Origin of the sequence: Aureibaculum marinum, from assembly GCF_003813905.1 — a bacterium.
Classification (GTDB): Bacteria; Bacteroidota; Bacteroidia; order Flavobacteriales; family Flavobacteriaceae; genus Aureibaculum; species Aureibaculum marinum.
In genome coordinates this window covers 255,280-273,033 of record NZ_RPFJ01000006.1, presented here as the reverse complement: position 1 = coordinate 273,033, position 17,754 = coordinate 255,280, and the positions used below count along the sequence as shown (strand labels likewise).

Genomic DNA, 17,754 nt, shown 5'->3' with positions numbered 1-17,754 from the left:
TTCTTAATAAAAAATATTTTTCTTAAACATGTACGCCTCATCTTCATATTTCCAATCAATTTTAATATTCCATCTTCCATTAATTAACTTCTCATCTTCCACAATCATAATATTATCATCTTTCAATTTAATCTCTCTACTAAAATCGATTCTTTTATCTGAAGGTCTTTGAAAATAAATAGTTCCAGAAATTTCACTTTGATCCATATCACTAGGAAACGTAAATTTCATAGTATTTTCTGCACGTTCAACAACTACATTTTGAGCCAACTTACTTGCATTATTCATTTTATTAATTTCATCTTGAAAATACAATTCATCTTTATAGTAATCTTCTGATACCATATGATGTTCAAGATTTTCATCTGCAATAGACCTGTATACAAATTGTAATATAAAAATCATAAATGCTCCCATTGCAATTACTATTGCCCATCCCCAATTTATTCTAATTTTCATAATGTTTTTATTAGATGTAATAATATAATTAATTAATTTTCATTGGTCCAGTAAAATTTGTAGACGTGGTTCCCAATAACTCTCCATCAGCATATATGCCAATTTTCAATTTTTCTTTTGAAGATTCTAAGTCTTCTTTATCAATATCAATAAACAAAGTACCTTCTGTTAAATCACCTTTAGGAACCATACTTGTGCCTCCAACAATTCTAATTTTTCCTGGATGTGACATTAATTTTATTTCAACATTATTTAAGTCCTTTACTGTCTTATTTATCAACTTAAAGGTATAAACATTACTTACTCCAGTTTCTGTTGTTGTAAAATTCTGACCTGGTAATCTTAAAATTGTAGCTTCTAAATCTGAACGTAAAAATAACAAAGTAATTAACACCCCTACAAGAATAGTTAATACTGCTGAATATGCAGTTATGCGTGCATTAAACTTAAATTTTTCACCTTTTGTAATATTATCTTCAGAAGCATATTTAATTAATCCTGTTTCGAAACCAACTTTGTCCATTACTTCGTCACAAGCATCTATACACGCTGTACAGTTAACACACTCTAATTGTGTACCATTTCTAATATCTATACCTGTTGGACAAACAACAACACATTGGTTACAATCAATACAATCTCCATTACCTAAGGCTTCTCTATCTTCGTTTTTTCTAAATTTTTTTCTACCATTCTCGCCTTCTCCTCTCTTATGATCGTAAGCTACAACTATGGATTTTCTATCTAACAATACGCCTTGAAGTCTACCATAAGGACAAACGATAATACATACTTGTTCTCTAAACCAAGCAAATACAAAATAGAAAACAAGTGTAAAAACTAATAATTTAACAAGAGTACCTATATGATTTAATGGACCATCTGTAATATACTCTAAAAGAGTATCTCCACCAATAAAATAAGCTAAAAATACATTAGCTATAATAAAAGAAACTAGAAAAAAAAGGCTCCACTTAATTGCCTTTTTTCTAATTTTTTCCGCATTCCAAGGTTGTTTATTAAGTCTGATTTGTTTCCCTCTATCACCTTCAATCCAATACTCAATTTTTCTAAAAACCATTTCCATAAAAATGGTTTGTGGACATATCCATCCGCAGAATATTCTACCAAAAATAACGGTAAATAAAATAATAAATACAATTCCAACTAACATGGAAAGTACCAATAAGTAAAAATCTTGTGGCCAAAAAGGTTGCCCAAAAATATTGTATTTTCCTTCTAATATATTAAATAATAAAAATTGATTACCATTAATTTTTATAAAAGGAGAAATAATAAGTACAGCAAGTAAAAACCAACTTAAATAGGTTCTATAATTTGTAAATTTACCTGATGGTTTTTTAGGAAATATATAATTTCGTTTACCATCTTCTGTGATGGTTCCGATAGAGTCTCTAAAATTTTCTTGTTTTTGTGATGCCATTAGTATGTAAAATGAATTCGCAAAATATTTTTGCTTACTTCAACAATAATGCAATAAACTAAATAATTAATTTGCATATGAACTAAAAAAAATACTTCTACTTACACTACAAAGTTAACGTTAATAAACGGACAAAAATGAAACATTTATTACACAACTAGGGGGAATAAATAGAAGTATTCTAAGACGTTAAAAACGTCCAAAAAACTAATCTGAGTCAGTAAAAATTATTAACTACCTTCACCTTCCTTCCAAATTTCTCCTTCAGGAGCCTTTGGATTAGCTGGTGTTGTACCTTGTAGTGTTAAAATATAACTAGCTAACTGCTGTCTTTCTTTTTGACTTATCGTGCTTTCCCAAGCAATCATACCTTTACCAGGTCTTCCTCCTTTAGAAATTGTATTAAATATATTTTTAAAACCTCCTCCTAAAACCCAATATTCATCGGTAAGATTAGGTCCAATACTACCTCCACCATCTTCCAAATGACAAGCAGTACAAGTTTTAGAAGCAAATAATTCTTTACCCTTTTGAATATCTTTAGGATCAGTTAATGCTTCTAAATTGGCATCATCATATAATTCAGGATTATCTTTTTTATACTGCTCAACCGCTGCATTACCTTCGGCAACAGCTCTTTCATATTCTGCCTTTTGATCATATTTATCAGTAAAGAAGACCATTATGTAATAAAATATACCTACGGCTATAGTGATATAAAAACCTGCTAACCACCAAGGTGGTAATACATTATCTAACTCTTTAATACCATCATAATCATGATCCGTCATTATATCTTCTTCATTCTCAATAGGCTTCGCTTTGGTTAACTTTTGTGAAAGTTTACTCCAAAATGATTGTTCGTTTTTACTCATAATCGTTTATATTTTCATCCTCTTCAAGAGGTAAATTACTAATATTTTCTATACTCTTTTTTGGTAATCTTATTACGTGAATTAACATGGTAACAAATACTGTAAAAAATAAGATTAATGATATGATGGGATAAATTTCCACATCAGCCATTGAATCTAAATGATGTTTTATAAATTTTAACATTTTTATTAATTTTGAGCTGTTTCACCTTTTTTAATATCTGTACCTAATCGTTGTAAATAAGCAATTAAAGCAACAATTTCTTTTTCTTGCATATTGCTATCTCCATAATTTTTCACGTATTCTGGATCTTGTCTTAGGTTCTTTTCAATGGCTTCTGCCTGATTTCTAAGTAAAAACAAGCCTTTATCCACTTCAGATTGTGTATAAGGAACACCTAACTTAACCATAGCTTCCATTTTACCTTGTGTATTTGAAGTATTCAAATTATTAGTATATAACCAAGGGTAACGTGGCATAATAGAACCTGGTGAAGTTGATCTAGGATCTAACATATGATTAAAGTGCCAGTTATCATTATATTTACCTCCTAACCTATGTACATCTGGTCCAGTTCTACGAGACCCCCAAAGGAATGGGAAATCATAAACATATTCACCTGCTTTGGAATACTCTCCATATCGTTCTACTTCTGAACGGAAAGGTCTAATCATTTGTGAGTGACAGTTATTACATCCTTCTCTAATATAAATATCTCTACCTTCTAGTTCTAATGGAGTATATGGTTTTATACTTGTAATTTTAGGAATATTAGAATCTACCATCAACAATGGTATAATTTCCACGGCTCCACCAACAGCAATAGCCAACGTAGTTAATAACGTAAATAGAATTGTTCTTCTTTCTAACCAACTATGCCATCCTTCACCAGCCATTCTTGCATTTGTAATTTTCTTTAATGGTGCTGCTTCTACAAGTTCATCTTCAACAGTAGCACCTTTTTTAGCTGTTTTATAAATATTATATGATAATAAAATAAAACCTATTAAATACAAAGTACCTCCAAAAGCACGCATAGCATACATTGGTAAAATTTGAGTAACGGTTTCTAAGAAGTTACCATAAACCAATGTACCATCTGGATTAAATTGTTTCCACATAGATGCTTGAGTAAATCCTGCTACATACAAAGGTATTGCATAAAATAAAATACCTAATGTACCAATCCAGAAATGAGTATTAGCTAATTTTTGAGAATACAACTCGGTTTTCCAAATTTTAGTTGCTAGCCAATAAAGCATACCTGAAATCATAAAACCGTTCCACGCCAAGGTTCCGATGTGTACGTGTGCTACAATCCAATCTGTATAATGTCCAATAGCATTTAGGTTTTTAAAAGACAACATAGGTCCCTCAAAAGTACTCATACCATATCCTGTTATTGCAACAACAAAGAATTTTAATATGGCACTTTCTCTAACTTTATCCCATGCTCCACGTAAAGTCAAAAGACCATTAATCATACCACCCCAAGATGGGAAAATTAACATTACAGAAAATACGGTACCTAAATTTTGAGCCCATTCAGGTAAAGCTGTATATAATAAGTGGTGTGGCCCTGCCCATATATAAATAAATATTAAAGACCAAAAGTGTACTATAGAGAGTCTATAAGAATATACAGGTCTATTTGCCGCTTTAGGCACAAAATAATACATTAAACCAAGTATAGGTGTAGTTAAGAAAAATGCTACCGCATTGTGTCCATACCACCACTGTACTAAGGCATCTTGCACTCCGGCATAAATTGAATAACTTTTAAATGCACTAACAGGTAATTCTAAATTATTAAAAATATGTAACACTGCTATTGTTACGAAAGTTGCTAGATAAAACCAAATAGCTACATATATATGACGTTGACGTCTTTTTAAAATAGTACCAATCATATTTATACCCATTACTACCCATACAAGAGTAATTGCGATATCGATTGGCCACTCTAATTCAGCATATTCTTTTGACGACGTTAACCCTAATGGTAAAGTAATAGCCGCCGCTACAATAATTAATTGCCATCCCCAAAAATGTATTTTACTTAATGTATCACTAAACATTCTTGTTTTAAGCAATCTTTGCATAGAATAATACATTCCAACAAAAAAACCATTTCCAACAAAAGCAAAGATAACTGCATTGGTATGTAAAGGTCTCAAACGACCAAAACTTAACCATGATATCCCTTCCATGTAATTGGGAAAGTTAAATAAGAAAGCGACCATAAGTCCAACCGCCATACCAATAATTCCCCATGCTATTGTGGCTATGAGGAACAACTTTACAATTTTGTTGTCGTAATAAAATTGTTCTTTTTCCATTATTATTTCTGATTAATTGATTTTGATTCTTTTACTTTAGATTTGTCACTAATAAATTCATCTTCAAAAAGCATTCTTACAGAGGGTGTATACATATCATCATACTGTCCTGATTTTACTGATTTAATAAACAGTATAAAAAACACTACAGCAATCACAATACTAACTCCAATCATTAAAAAGATGATGTCCATTTTATAGTGATAGTTAAAATTTTCACAAAAGTAAGATATTTCATATTACTTAAAACATGATAATTATCATGTTTTACTACACAGTAAATTTATAAAATTATCTTTCACTTGCCAATATATTTGTACCTAATGTAACAAATATTACAATAGTTATAGAACTTAACGGCATTAAAATAGCTGCTACAATGGGAGATAAATTACCTGTAATGGCAAACATCATTCCTATTAAATTATACAAAACAGACACTACAAAACTCATTTTCACTACCTTAAGTGTTTTTTTAGATAATTTTAAAAATTTAGGCAATTTATAAAACTTCGAAGCATCAACTATACCATCCGAAGCTGGGGAAAACACATTTATATTTTCAGAAACTACCAATCCAACATTACTTTGCACTAGAGCACCAGCATCATTTAATCCATCACCTATCATTAACACATTTTTACCTTTATTTTGTAAACCTTTTATGTAGTTTAGTTTATCCGTAGGTTTTTTATTGAAGATTAAAGTTGCATTTTCAGGAAGCATGGTTTTTAATTGTTGTTTTTCACCATCATTATCTCCAGATAAAATTCCCAATTCATAATCACTTTTTAACTCATTAAAAATTGCATTTAATCCTTTTCTATATGAATTTTTAAAAATATATTTTCCTTTTATCACTCCATTTATACTAATAAAAGATTGTGTTTGTAAAACTTCTTCATTTTTTGTATTTAAAAACTGTGCTGAACCTATTTTTACATTTATATCATTTACTCTACCTTCTAAACCTTTACCAACAAACTCCTTAAAATCAGACACTTCTACAACTTCCACATCTTCCATTTCTTCATACAACATTCTACTTAATGGATGATTAGAAGCTCTTAACACACTTTTTACAGCAACAATTTCTTTTTCAATAAGCAATTCTCCATCATAAAAAACTTTTGCTTTGTTATTGGTAATTGTACCTGTTTTGTCAAAAATTATAGTATCTACTTTTGATAAATCTTCAATAACATCAGCATTTTTCAAATAGAGTTTCCGTTTTCCAAAAATACGTAGCATATTACCTAAAGCAAAAGGTGCTGATAGAGCTAAAGCACACGGACAAGCCACAATCAACACTGCAGTAACCACATTAGCAACCATACTAACATCAACAAAATACCAATACAAACCAGCCAAAAAAGCGATGAATAATACAATAATAGTAAATCGTTTACTTATAGAATCGGTTAAACTTTTTATTCCACTAATTTTTTCCCTCTTAAAAACATCATTACTCCATAATTGAGTTAAATAACTTTGTGATACAGTTTGTAAAATTTCCATTTCAATAGCTCCAGACAACTGTTTTCCTCCTGCAAATAGCTTATCTCCTGATTTTTTTGTGACTGGCAAAGACTCTCCTGTTACAAAACTGTAATCAATTTCAGCGTTGCCAGCTATTAAAATACCATCTGCAGGAATTAGCTCTTTATCTCTAATTAATAACCTATCTCCTTTTTTAACATCATAAATTGCAACATTTTTTTCTGACCTATCTTTATTAATTTTTGTAACAGCTACAGGAAAATAAGATTTATAATCACGCTCAAAAGATAAGAAACTATAGGTTTGTTGTTGAAATATTTTACCTAATAATAAAAAGAAAACAAATCCGGCAAGGCTATCAAAATACCCTTGACCTACATTAAAAAATACTTCATAAGAACTTCGTAAAAATAATACAATCATACCTAATACAATAGGTACATCTATATTTAAAATTTTATGTTTTAATCCTTTGAACGCAGAGACAAAATAATCGGTTGCAGAATAAAACATTACAGGCAAAATCATTACAAAAATGATTAATTTAAAGAAAAATTTATACCTGTCTAACCAAAACTCTTCTGCCTGTAAATATTCAGGAACAGACATAAGCATAATATTACCAAAAGCAAAGCCGGCAACTCCAATTTTATAAATAAGAGATCTATCAATTTTACGTTTACTTACTGTAGCATCCTCTAAACTAATTAAAGGTTCATATCCAATAGAACTTAACAACTCTACAACTTGTCTTAAAGAAATAGCTTTACAATTAAAAGTAACTCTAACCTCTTTTCTTGGAAAATTAACTTGAGAAGTACTAATTGCAGAATTTAATTTATTCAAATTCTCTAAAATCCATATACACGAACTACAATGAATGTGAGGTATATAAAAAGTAATTACTCTAGTCTCTCCATCTTTAAAATCATATAACTTTTCTACAATTTTTTCATCATCCAGGTAACTATACTTTCCTTTTATATCTTCAGGGATTTTACCTGGTGCATTTTCCAAATCATAATAACACGTTAAATCATTCTCATTAAAAATTTCGTAAACTGTTTTACAACCGTTACAACAGAAATTTTTTGAATCATAAACTACTGGTTTTGAACCACAATCGTTACCACAATGGAAACATGTTTTTTTTGTCATTACTTTTTAATTCAACTTACAAATATCTAATACAAACTTAGTCAAGTCTATGATAAAAGTCATAAAATTTAGATATATTTGTTACTTAATTCGTTTTGCCCATATGAGTAAATGTCAACAATGTATTATAAGGGAATTCAACTCACTAAAATCTCTATCTGCAGATGAGTTGAAAAGCATGTCTGAACAAAAAGATGTCTTAACTTTTAAAAAGGGCGATATCATTTTTGAAGAAGGAAACACCTTAAATGGTGTATATTGTATGAAAGAAGGCATTTGCAAATTATCTAAACTTAATGCCAACGGGAAAGAACAAATAGTTCGATTTATAAAGGGAGGAGATATGTTGGGCTATCGTTCCGTATTAAGCGAAGAGCCTGTATCACTCACGGTTACTGCCTTAAAAGACATCAAAGCCTGCTTTATACCAAAAAAAGAAATTTTAGATGCTATTAAAGAAAATCCTAAATTTTCTTTAGACATGATGAAAACGGTTTGTAGTGATTTACGTGATGCGAATATGTCACTTTCTAACATGGCACAAAAAAGTGTTAAAGAAAGATTAGCTGACACTTTAATATTTCTTAAAGAAACCTTCGGAGAAGATGAAGATGGCTATTTAAGTATTTTATTAACGCGTGAAGAAATATCAAGTGTAATTGGTACTGCTACAGAATCTGCTATTCGATTATTATCAGAATTTAAAAAGAAAGGATTTATTGCTTTAGAAGGTAAAAGGGTTAAAATTTTAGATGAAGTTGAGTTGTTAAAATTATCACAAGGATTTTAATTACTTAACAACCTTTTAATTATCCGATTTCCATCTTTCAATAATCTCATCTACATGGTTTATCGACTTTTTTGTCCAGTCCATTCTTTTCTCTTCTTTTTCCTGTTCAGTAAGTTGCCAATTAATATTTGAGGTTCGTAATCTTAGAGATAATGATTGTAAAATAATAGCCACAGCAACGGAAATATTTAAACTTTCTGTAAATCCATACATTGGTATTTTTAAATATCCATCTGCTTCTTTTAACATATAATCAGAAACACCTTCCTTTTCTACTCCAAAAACTAAAGCTGATTTTTTTGTGATATCAAAATCTTGTAACAAACAAGAATCGTTATGTGGTGTAGTTGCTATAATTTGGTACCCTTTACCTCTAAGAGATTTAATACAGTTTTCAGTATTATTTTCTTGTTGATTATACTCGTAAAAATCAATCCATTTTTGAGCACCTTTAGCTACTTGGTTAGAAACATAACTATTGTACTTATTTTCTATAATATGAATATCTTGAATACCAAAAACATCACAACTCCGTACTACAGCACTAGTATTATGTTTTTGATATATATCTTCTAATACAACCGTAAAATGACGGGTTCTTTCTTTTAAAATTTTTTCGAAAAGATTTTTTCTGTTCTCTGTTAATAATTCTTGTAAATAACTTAACAATTGTTTATCTACCATATTTTTCTGTTCTTATAAATAAGTTTTAAATTTATGGCAAGATAAGAAATCGATAAGAAAAGATAAATAACAATCTACTATTATAAGAACAATTCATCAATACTCAGAAAATAACAGTAACAATATTCACAATGAAAAAAATAGTAGTACTTACAGGTGCAGGAATGAGTGCTGAGAGCGGCATTAATACTTTTAGAGATGCAAATGGTTTGTGGGAAGGACATGATGTAATGGAAGTTGCCTCACCTGAAGGTTTTAAAAGAAATCCTAAATTGGTATTGGATTTTTACAACCAAAGACGTCGTCAATTATTAACAGTAAAACCCAACAGTGGGCATAAAGCCTTAGCTGATTTGGAAAAGAAATACGACATAACTATTATTACTCAAAATGTAGATGATCTTCATGAACGAGCTGGAAGTACTGATGTTATTCACCTACACGGAGAGTTATTGAAATCTAGAAGCATCACCAACGAGAATGAAATTTATGAGTGTAAAAATGATATCAATGTTGGAGACTTATGTCCGAATAACACACAATTAAGGCCACATATTGTTTGGTTTGGAGAAGCAGTTCCTATGCTCGATAAAGCTGCACAAATAACTACCTCCGCAGATATTTTGATAATCATTGGAACCTCTATGCAAGTATATCCAGCTGCAAGCTTAATAAATTATGTAAAGTCAGGCATCCCCATCTATTTTATTGATCCAAAACCAGCGATAAATGCAAATGATTTTAATAATTTGACTGTCATTGCTGAAAAAGCTACTAAAGGAGTTAAAATTCTAGTTGATAATTATTTATAGATGAATCAAAAAACTTTTGTTTCCTTATTGACAAACGCTACCCATAAGTTAACCAATCGAGAAAAATTAATTGATGCTGCAATTAACAATCCCGAATATGTACCTCTACTATTAACCAATATGGAAGCAATTGAAGATGACATTTCTACTTTTTCAGCTCGTACTTTAGAACTGGCTTGCAAAGAAAAATTAGGTATCATTACCCCCTATTTAGATCAATTTTGTAACATAATACTCAAAATTAAACAACCTGCAGTAATTAGAGCCAGTGCAAAAATTTGTGAATTATTAGTACTTGGTTATTTTACTAAAGATAATACTGGTGTTCAATCTGTTTTAAAAGAAAATCATCTTGAAAAAATTATAGAAGCAGGTTTTGATTGGATGATTACAAATCAAAAAACGGCGGTTAAAGCTTACACCATGCACACTTTATACATATTGGGCACAAAATACCAATGGATTTATCCAGAATTAGTACTTAATATTGAAAAAGATATACCAAAAGCAACTATAGGCTACGTCAATAGAGGTAGAAAAGTAATAAAGGCTATTGAGACCAAAACCAAGTTAAAGCTTTAATTATGTTAATATTTCTCGAGACTAATTTTATGGTTCCTACAAAATTCACCCAACAATAAGGCTCTATAGTTTTTAGAAATATTTAGATTTTTACTTACTATAATTAATTTCTGACCTAATTTTCTTAAAAAAAGCTATAAGTTCTTGTTGCTGTACTTCTGTCAGTTTTGCCTCTGGATGCATAGGTAAATAACTTTCTAAAGGCATCTCTTTTTTCTCAATCATTTCAATTGTTTCTTCCAATTTATGATCTTTCTTTTTTTCACTATATGTATTCCAAATTGAAAAATCTAAATGTTTTTTACCATAAGTTACATGATTGGAAATCCACCATGAAACTGGTGCAACTTCAGAATACCATGGGTAAGTGGTATTATTGGAATGACAATCGTAACAAGAAGCCTTAATTGTTGATGCTATTTTTGCATCCGTACCATAAACAACCAAAAAGTCGGTATCAGGTGTTTCTGTTGAAGTATTTTTTTCAGGACGATAAAATTGAATGGCTATAAAAACAAATAACAATCCAATAACTATTTTTTTTAGCATAACTTAAATTTTATGCTAAGATATTAATTTAAAAATACCTTCAAACAATTTGCCATCAGCAATTACACTACCTTTTTGTATTAAATCAAAAATTTCTGAATTTCTATCGGCTCCATATTTTTTTGCTCCTTTATAAAAAGTAATAGAACCATCTTTAGTATTGTCTATAAACCATTTATAATCTTTATCGTTAAAAAAACTAAAATCAGTTTTATTTACTTGAACAACAATTCTAAAAATTTCGTTTTTATCACATTTAAATAAATTGATATTCTTCTCAGAAAAATGTTCGAGATAATTGGTTCTATTCAATACATCATCCCACACCACATCACTAAATAAATTTAATTCTTGTTCTGCCAATTCTGGCTTATCGGCTTTAATGGCATTCCATTCCTTAACATCAATTTGCTGTGTAGCTAAAAACTGAGCAAATTCTTTGTGTAAAGCTTCAAACTGTTCTTTTGTTAACTGTTTATACTTCATAACTTATTTACTATTATCTTTCTGAGACTCGAAAAATATCTGAATCACATTTAACATAACTATGAATAAAAATAATCATAAAAAAAACCGTTCAATACCAAATGAGGCTGAACGGTTTTATATAAGTTGAGATTGTATTATTTACCTTCAGCAACTACATCAAAAGGAAAATCAACAATTACCTCTCTGTGTAAACGAATTTTTGCTTCGTAAGTACCTAATCTTTTTACTAAACCACCAAGTACACTAACGTATTTTTTCTCAATTTCTACACCAGCTTTAGAAATAGCTTCAGCAACATCAGCACTACTTACAGAGCCAAAAAGCTTATCGCCAGCACCTACTTTAGCAGGTATTTTAATTTCTAATTCTTGTAATTTTTTAGCAGAAGCTTCAGCTTCTTTTATTACTTTAGCCTCTTTATAGGCTCTTTGTTTCAATGTTTCTTCTAACACTTTCTTTGCAGAAGGTGTAGCTAACACTGCATATCCTTGTGGAATTAAAAAATTGCGACCATAACCATTCTTTACAGTTACCACATCATCTGTAAAGCCTAAATTAGCTACGTCTTGTTTTAATATAAGTTCCATAATAGTTCTTAAATTTAGATTATTTTAACATATCACCAACATAAGGCAATAGTGCCAAATGACGAGCTCTTTTTATTGCCTGCGATACTTTACGTTGATATTTTAATGAAGTACCAGTTAAACGACGAGGTAAAATTTTACCTTGTTCATTTACTAAGTACAATAAAAAATCAGCGTCTTTATAATCTATATATTTGATACCGTTTTTCTTAAAACGACAATATTTTACTTTTTGTTTTGTATCAATATCTAAAGGAGTTAGATATCTGATTTCGGCTTTATTTCCGCCTTTTGCTTGTTGTTCTATTGTTGATGACATAACTTAGTTTTTTGCAGCTTTATTACGTTGTTTTCTTTTTTCAGCCCATTCAGCAGCGTGTTTATCTAACTTAACAGTTAAATAACGCATAATACTATCATCTCTTCTGAATTCTAATTCAAAAGGATAGATAAGATCACCAGGAGCTTTAAACTCAAATAAGTGATAAAATCCAGTTTTTTTCTTTTGGATTGGATACGCTAATTTTTTTAAGCCCCAATCTTCTTTGTGGATCATTTCGGCACCTTTAGAAACCAAGTAGTCTTCAAACTTCTTTACTGTTTCCTTTACCTGAACATCAGATAAAACGGGATTCAAAATGAAAACAGTTTCGTAATGATTCATAATTAATTATTTTTTGTTTATTTTTAAGCGTGCAAATATAAGGCTTTTGATTTAAATTAAAAGGTTAAAAATTAAAAGATTTTAAATAATATTCTTTTTACAGACTATACCACAACATTTTAATAACAAACATAAAAAAGAGAAAAAATAATATTAAACATTTTTACCTACATTTGAGTATTGTTTATTACCATGGAAATACCTGAAATACCCAATTTAATTCATTACGCTATTCCGTTTTTTGTTATAACATTATTATTTGAAATTATTGTTGATGCCAAAGAAAAAACAAATAGCTATGAAACCAAAGATGCCATCACCTCAATTACAATGGGATTAGGCAATGTGTTTTTAGGATTATTTAGCAAAGTAATTATCTTTGCTTCTTTTATTTTTATGTATACTAATTTTAGAATAATCACCATCCCTTTTACTTGGTGGGCTTGGATATTAATATTAATTACAGAAGATTTTTCATATTATTGGATGCATAGAGTTAGCCACACCAACAGATTTTTTTGGGCTAGCCATATCATCCATCATTCCTCACAACATTATAACTTGAGTACTGCACTTAGACAGTCTTGGACAGGTGGTTTTATGACCTTTATTTTTTGGTTGTGGTTACCATTGTTAGGATTTCATCCGGTAATGATACTAGCTCAAATGTCTATCAGTCTTATTTATCAATATTGGATTCATACAGAACGTATAAATAAAATGCCAAAGTGGTTCGAAGCTATTTTTAACACCCCTTCACATCATAGAGTACACCATGCTACCAACCCTCAATATTTAGATAGAAACCATGCAGGAATATTTATTATTTGGGATAAATTATTTGGCACTTTTGAACCTGAAATTGAGAAACCAACTTACGGTTTGGTAAAAAATATTAATTCTTTTAATCCTCTTTATGTGGCTTTTCACGAATGGATAAATTTATTTAGAGATGTATTTACTACAAAAACATCTTTTGGCAAAAGAATAAAATATTTTATAAAACCACCAGGATGGAAGCCTGATAATAAAGGAGTGCTATCTTCTGATTTAAGGAAAGAATGGGAAAAATCAACTACAATAAAAAAAGAACCTATTTAATAAATTTATAGTTTTAAACTAATCTCATGCAAAAAAAAATTATTTACATTATTCTAATACTTTCTTTATATTTTAACACATCAGTTGCTCAAAATAAAACTAAAAAAGAAATACTTATTAGTAACATTAATCAAATTTTAGAAAACGAAATTGAACAATCAAATATTCCAAGTGCTGTAATTTTAATAAAACAAGGTAATAAAGAACTTTATAAAAATGCATTTGGATATGCTTATTTAAACAATTTTGAAAACAAACGATTAAAAAAACCTGAAAAAACTACTGTCAATCATCTTTATGATATTGCTTCATTAACTAAAGTTGTTGGAACCACAACTTCTATAATGCTTTTAGCAGATCAAGGACTTTTAAATATAAATGATCCTGTATCAAAATATATTAAAGCATTTAATACTCCAGAAAAAAGTAAAATTACTATTAGGCATTTACTTACACACACCTCTGGATTAATGGAATGGTTTCCTTTTTATTATTATTCTAGCAAAAGAAAAGACACTTATAAAATAATTGATAAACTTCCATTAAAATATGAAATTGGAAGTGGAAGACATTATAGTGATTTAGGGTTTATTCTATTGGGCGAAATTATTGAAAAGGTTTCTAAATTACCATTAGATCAATTTATGGAGCTACATATTTTTAAACCTCTAGAGATGAAGCATACTATGTTTAACCCTTTAAATAACCACTCAATTGAAAACATTACTGCTACATCGCACGGAAACCCATATGAAACACGAATGGTAACTGACAATACACTTGGAATGAAACCAGACAGCCTTAACCCTAATCAATGGAATGGCTGGCGAAAGTACACTTTAAAAGGTGAAGTTAATGATGGTAATGCTTGGCATGCCAATGAAGGAGTTTCTGGTCATGCGGGATTGTTTTCTACAGTAGAAGACATACAGAAGCTAATTGATGTTTTGAAAAATAAAGGAAAATCAAAAAATGGACAATTTATTTCTGAGAAAACATTAACTGAATTTTTAACACAAGATAAATTTAAAAATGGATTAGGTTGGGTTATGAATACCAACAGTGCCATAATAAAAAATGGTCCTAAAGGAAGCTTTGGCCATACAGGTTTTACCGGAACAAGTATTGCTGTAATACCAGAAAATAATATCTCTATAATCTTATTGGTTAATCGTCAAAATATGGGTCTCTTAGAATCAAAATCGTATTACAACCTAAATCCAATAAGAGAAAAGATTTTTAAAGCAGTATTAAAATACAGTAAGAGCTTTGATTAATAGTTACATATTGAAGTTTTATAGCATAAATCTGGACTTTATTCCTTAAATTGCTCATTCAACATTGTATACCTATTTCAAATTAACGCTCACAATGAAAACCAAATACTCATTACTAGTTATTGCCATTATTATATTCTCCATAAACAGTGTAAGAGCTCAAGAAATTCCCATTGAAATTTTGAATATGCAATTGCAATCCAATCAACAAGAATATTCTAAAAACATTCTCGAAAATGAGATTCTTGGTATACAAGTAGAACATATTGTTTTTACTGAAAAATCTGAGGGAGAAATACAGTCTAAAGATGGGTTTAAATACATTTATTTATTAAAGGAAATGGAAGTATTATTGCCAACAAACAATCTTATGACATAGTGCCTGAAACGATATTTTTACCAAATTCTATTAAAAATATTTCAATTAATGTAGCAAAAAATGATACGCTGCATTTTCTTAAAATTACTAGTGAGTTGACAGAACAAGACAAACTTGACCTAAAAGAGTTTCCTAAAAAAAATACTCAAAACGTTTATTACACAAAATTTGAAGACACCGAAGCCTATACTGAACCTATAAAAAGTCCAAATACCGTTAGTAGAACAATATTGCCTAATAAATACATACCCCGAATTGCTATGGGTACTGTTAAAGCTCCTGGACCTGATCATGTTGGTGCTCATGAACACGGAATGCTAGAACAATTATTTTTAGGCCTTAAAAACAACAAAATTGTAGTTTATGCTGATGAAGCAAAAGTTAATATGCCTGAATATTCTGTGCTGCATATTCCTTTAGGCTCAAGCCATTCTGTAGATGTATTTGATGGTGACCAAATGTATTATGTGTGGATGGACTTTTTTAGAGATAAAAAAGGAGAAGAATGGCTAAAAACTCATAATACAATAAAAAAACAATAGCTATAGTAAATGTAAATACAAAACCGCACTTTTATAAATCAATTTGATAGAAAGTGCTGTTTAATATTTTACACAAATCAAAGTAAAAATATAATGAATAAATAACATTCTAAATTTGGTGTTTTTTTAAATTTTAACGACTTTCGAGTGTAAAAACAGAATTACATTTCAAAACATTATAACTTTTTCCGCAATCCACATTTTTAGAATCTAGAAATACAACACTAATAATGCTAATAAGAAAATTAATATATGTACTTATTTTTATATTAAGTACTGTGACATTATCATCATGTAAATCCAATTCGAAATTAGTTGACTCAACAACCACTATTAATTCAAAAGCTTCACTAAAAAAACCATATTTAATTTTAATTTCTCTTGATGGTTTTAGATGGGATTATGTAGATAAGTACACCCCTCCTAATATTACTAATTTTATTAAGAAAGGTATAAAGGCTGAATCTTTAATCTCATGTTTTCCTTCTAAAACATTTCCTAACCATTACAGTATTGCTACAGGAATGTATCCTGATAAACACAACATCATAGGCAACTCATTCTATAGTGATAAAAAAAATACAATTTACAGTATAAGTAATCGAGAAACTGTAACTGATGGCTCTTTTTATGAAGGAACACCTATTTGGGTACAAGCAGAAAAAGAAAATATGGTGACTGCAAGTTATTTCTTTGTTGGTTCTGAAGCTGATATTCAAGGTATAAAACCAACTTACTATAGAGATTATAACGGCAAAATAAAAAATGAGACTCGAGTTACACAAGTTTTAAATTGGTTGACATTGCCAGAAGAGAAAAGACCACATTTAATCACTATGTATTTTTCAGACATGGATGATACAGGACATAAATATGGCCCGAATAACGATGAAGAATTAAAAAAATCTTTAATCAATTTAGATAAGAATTTAGGAAATCTATTTAAAGGTGTACAAAAAACAGGTCTCCCCGTAAATATTATCATTGTTTCTGATCATGGTATGGAAGAGCTACAAACTTCCAAATTGATACCCATAGAGCTCATTAAAAACGACAGTCTTTTCTTAACAGTAAATAATGGTTCCTTTGTAAATATTTATCCCAAAAAAGGAGTTGAAACAGATTTTATATACAACTCGTTAAAACATAAAGAAACACATTTTAAAGTATACAAGACAGAAAACGCACCAGGTTTTGAATACATACCAAAAAATAAGAATTGGGGATCAATTTTATTAATACCAGATCTTCACTATTATTTTAGTGAAAAAAAACACATAGCTTCTTTAACTGAAAATAAAATTACAGCAATAGGCGTACACGGTAGAGACCCAAAGCAAAAAGATATGCATGGTATACTTTATGCAAAAGGCCCCGCTTTTAAAGAAGGTTATGTAACACCATCAGTAAAAAACATTCATATTTATCCCTTAATTTGTAAAATATTAGGGTTAACTATTCCTGAGACAATTGACGGAGATTTATCTCAATTACAACCTGTATTAAAATAATAAATGAAAAG

20 protein-coding genes are annotated in these 17,754 nt (G+C 29.6%); 8 read left to right on the top strand and 12 right to left on the bottom strand.

Features of this window, described 5'->3' with window-relative positions; translation table 11 throughout:
• Positions 1-3 precede the first annotated feature (3 nt).
• The 6 genes from EGM88_RS05800 to EGM88_RS05770 form a co-directional block, all read right to left on the bottom strand.
• Positions 4-459 (bottom strand): FixH family protein, encoded by a 456-nt coding sequence (locus EGM88_RS05800; RefSeq protein WP_123897018.1) that lies wholly within the window; start codon positions 457-459, stop codon positions 4-6.
• 28 nt (positions 460-487) lie between these two features.
• A complete protein-coding gene (gene ccoG / locus EGM88_RS05795) occupies positions 488-1,903 on the bottom strand; it encodes a cytochrome c oxidase accessory protein CcoG (RefSeq protein ID WP_123897017.1) in 1,416 nt (471 codons plus the stop codon).
• Between the two features lie 230 nt (positions 1,904-2,133).
• Positions 2,134-2,778 carry a cbb3-type cytochrome c oxidase N-terminal domain-containing protein gene (locus tag EGM88_RS05790; RefSeq protein WP_123897016.1) on the bottom strand — a complete coding sequence of 215 codons (645 nt, stop codon included), beginning with the start codon at positions 2,776-2,778 and terminating at the stop codon, positions 2,134-2,136.
• Between the two features lie 189 nt (positions 2,779-2,967).
• A complete protein-coding gene (gene ccoN / locus EGM88_RS05780; RefSeq protein WP_123897014.1) occupies positions 2,968-5,118 on the bottom strand; it encodes a cytochrome-c oxidase, cbb3-type subunit I in 2,151 nt (716 codons plus the stop codon).
• A 2-nt stretch (positions 5,119-5,120) separates the two neighbouring features.
• Entirely contained in the window at positions 5,121-5,312 is a 192-nt protein-coding gene (ccoS, locus tag EGM88_RS05775) for a cbb3-type cytochrome oxidase assembly protein CcoS (protein ID WP_123897013.1), read from the bottom strand.
• A 97-nt stretch (positions 5,313-5,409) separates the two neighbouring features.
• Entirely contained in the window at positions 5,410-7,776 is a 2,367-nt protein-coding gene (locus tag EGM88_RS05770) for a heavy metal translocating P-type ATPase (RefSeq protein WP_123897012.1), read from the bottom strand.
• Between the two features lie 103 nt (positions 7,777-7,879).
• On the opposite strand from EGM88_RS05770, the gene EGM88_RS05765 reads away from it, so the two are divergent.
• Positions 7,880-8,566 carry a Crp/Fnr family transcriptional regulator gene (locus EGM88_RS05765; protein ID WP_123897011.1) on the top strand — a complete coding sequence of 229 codons (687 nt, stop codon included), beginning with the start codon at positions 7,880-7,882 and terminating at the stop codon, positions 8,564-8,566.
• A gap of 15 nt (positions 8,567-8,581) precedes the next feature.
• Here the strand turns inward: EGM88_RS05765 and EGM88_RS05760 are convergent, their stop codons facing one another.
• Complete coding sequence (locus tag EGM88_RS05760) at positions 8,582-9,250, bottom strand: TrmH family RNA methyltransferase (protein ID WP_123897010.1); 669 nt, start codon at positions 9,248-9,250, stop codon at positions 8,582-8,584.
• A 131-nt stretch (positions 9,251-9,381) separates the two neighbouring features.
• Between EGM88_RS05760 and EGM88_RS05755 the strand changes: the two genes are divergently transcribed.
• Positions 9,382-10,062 carry an SIR2 family NAD-dependent protein deacylase gene (locus EGM88_RS05755; protein WP_123897009.1) on the top strand — a complete coding sequence of 227 codons (681 nt, stop codon included), beginning with the start codon at positions 9,382-9,384 and terminating at the stop codon, positions 10,060-10,062.
• The gene (locus EGM88_RS05750) at positions 10,063-10,644 is read left to right on the top strand and encodes an adenylosuccinate lyase (protein WP_123897008.1); all 582 of its coding nucleotides are present in this window, start codon (positions 10,063-10,065) and stop codon (positions 10,642-10,644) included.
• Positions 10,645-10,734: 90 nt separating this feature from the next.
• On the opposite strand, the gene EGM88_RS05745 is transcribed toward EGM88_RS05750, so the two are convergent.
• The 5 genes from EGM88_RS05745 to rpsF form a co-directional block, all read right to left on the bottom strand.
• A complete protein-coding gene (locus EGM88_RS05745) occupies positions 10,735-11,193 on the bottom strand; it encodes a heme-binding domain-containing protein (RefSeq protein ID WP_123897007.1) in 459 nt (152 codons plus the stop codon).
• Positions 11,194-11,208: 15 nt separating this feature from the next.
• Positions 11,209-11,679 (bottom strand): DUF6495 family protein, encoded by a 471-nt coding sequence (locus EGM88_RS05740; RefSeq protein WP_123897006.1) that lies wholly within the window; start codon positions 11,677-11,679, stop codon positions 11,209-11,211.
• Between the two features lie 137 nt (positions 11,680-11,816).
• Positions 11,817-12,269: a 50S ribosomal protein L9 gene (gene rplI / locus EGM88_RS05735; protein ID WP_123897005.1), complete on the bottom strand. Its 453-nt coding sequence runs from the start codon at positions 12,267-12,269 to the stop codon at positions 11,817-11,819.
• 19 nt (positions 12,270-12,288) lie between these two features.
• A complete protein-coding gene (gene rpsR / locus EGM88_RS05730) occupies positions 12,289-12,588 on the bottom strand; it encodes a 30S ribosomal protein S18 (protein WP_123897004.1) in 300 nt (99 codons plus the stop codon).
• A 3-nt stretch (positions 12,589-12,591) separates the two neighbouring features.
• On the bottom strand, positions 12,592-12,933 hold the full coding sequence (gene rpsF / locus EGM88_RS05725; protein WP_123897003.1) for a 30S ribosomal protein S6: 342 nt from the start codon (positions 12,931-12,933) through the stop codon (positions 12,592-12,594).
• Between the two features lie 192 nt (positions 12,934-13,125).
• Between rpsF and EGM88_RS05720 the strand changes: the two genes are divergently transcribed.
• The 5 genes from EGM88_RS05720 to EGM88_RS05705 all read left to right on the top strand — a co-directional run bounded on the left by EGM88_RS05720 (position 13,126) and on the right by EGM88_RS05705 (position 17,743).
• Positions 13,126-14,034, top strand: coding sequence for a sterol desaturase family protein (locus EGM88_RS05720; RefSeq protein WP_123897002.1), 909 nt, complete (start codon positions 13,126-13,128; stop codon positions 14,032-14,034).
• A 26-nt stretch (positions 14,035-14,060) separates the two neighbouring features.
• Entirely contained in the window at positions 14,061-15,311 is a 1,251-nt protein-coding gene (locus EGM88_RS05715; protein WP_123897001.1) for a serine hydrolase domain-containing protein, read from the top strand.
• 94 nt (positions 15,312-15,405) lie between these two features.
• Complete coding sequence (locus tag EGM88_RS16005; protein ID WP_238988391.1) at positions 15,406-15,690, top strand: hypothetical protein; 285 nt, start codon at positions 15,406-15,408, stop codon at positions 15,688-15,690.
• Positions 15,690-16,232: a hypothetical protein gene (locus EGM88_RS05710; RefSeq protein WP_238988390.1), complete on the top strand. Its 543-nt coding sequence runs from the start codon at positions 15,690-15,692 to the stop codon at positions 16,230-16,232. Before EGM88_RS16005 ends, EGM88_RS05710 begins: the two co-directional genes overlap by 1 nt.
• Before the next feature lie 230 nt (positions 16,233-16,462).
• A complete protein-coding gene (locus EGM88_RS05705; protein ID WP_238988389.1) occupies positions 16,463-17,743 on the top strand; it encodes an alkaline phosphatase family protein in 1,281 nt (426 codons plus the stop codon).
• The last annotated feature ends 11 nt before the right edge of the window (positions 17,744-17,754 follow it).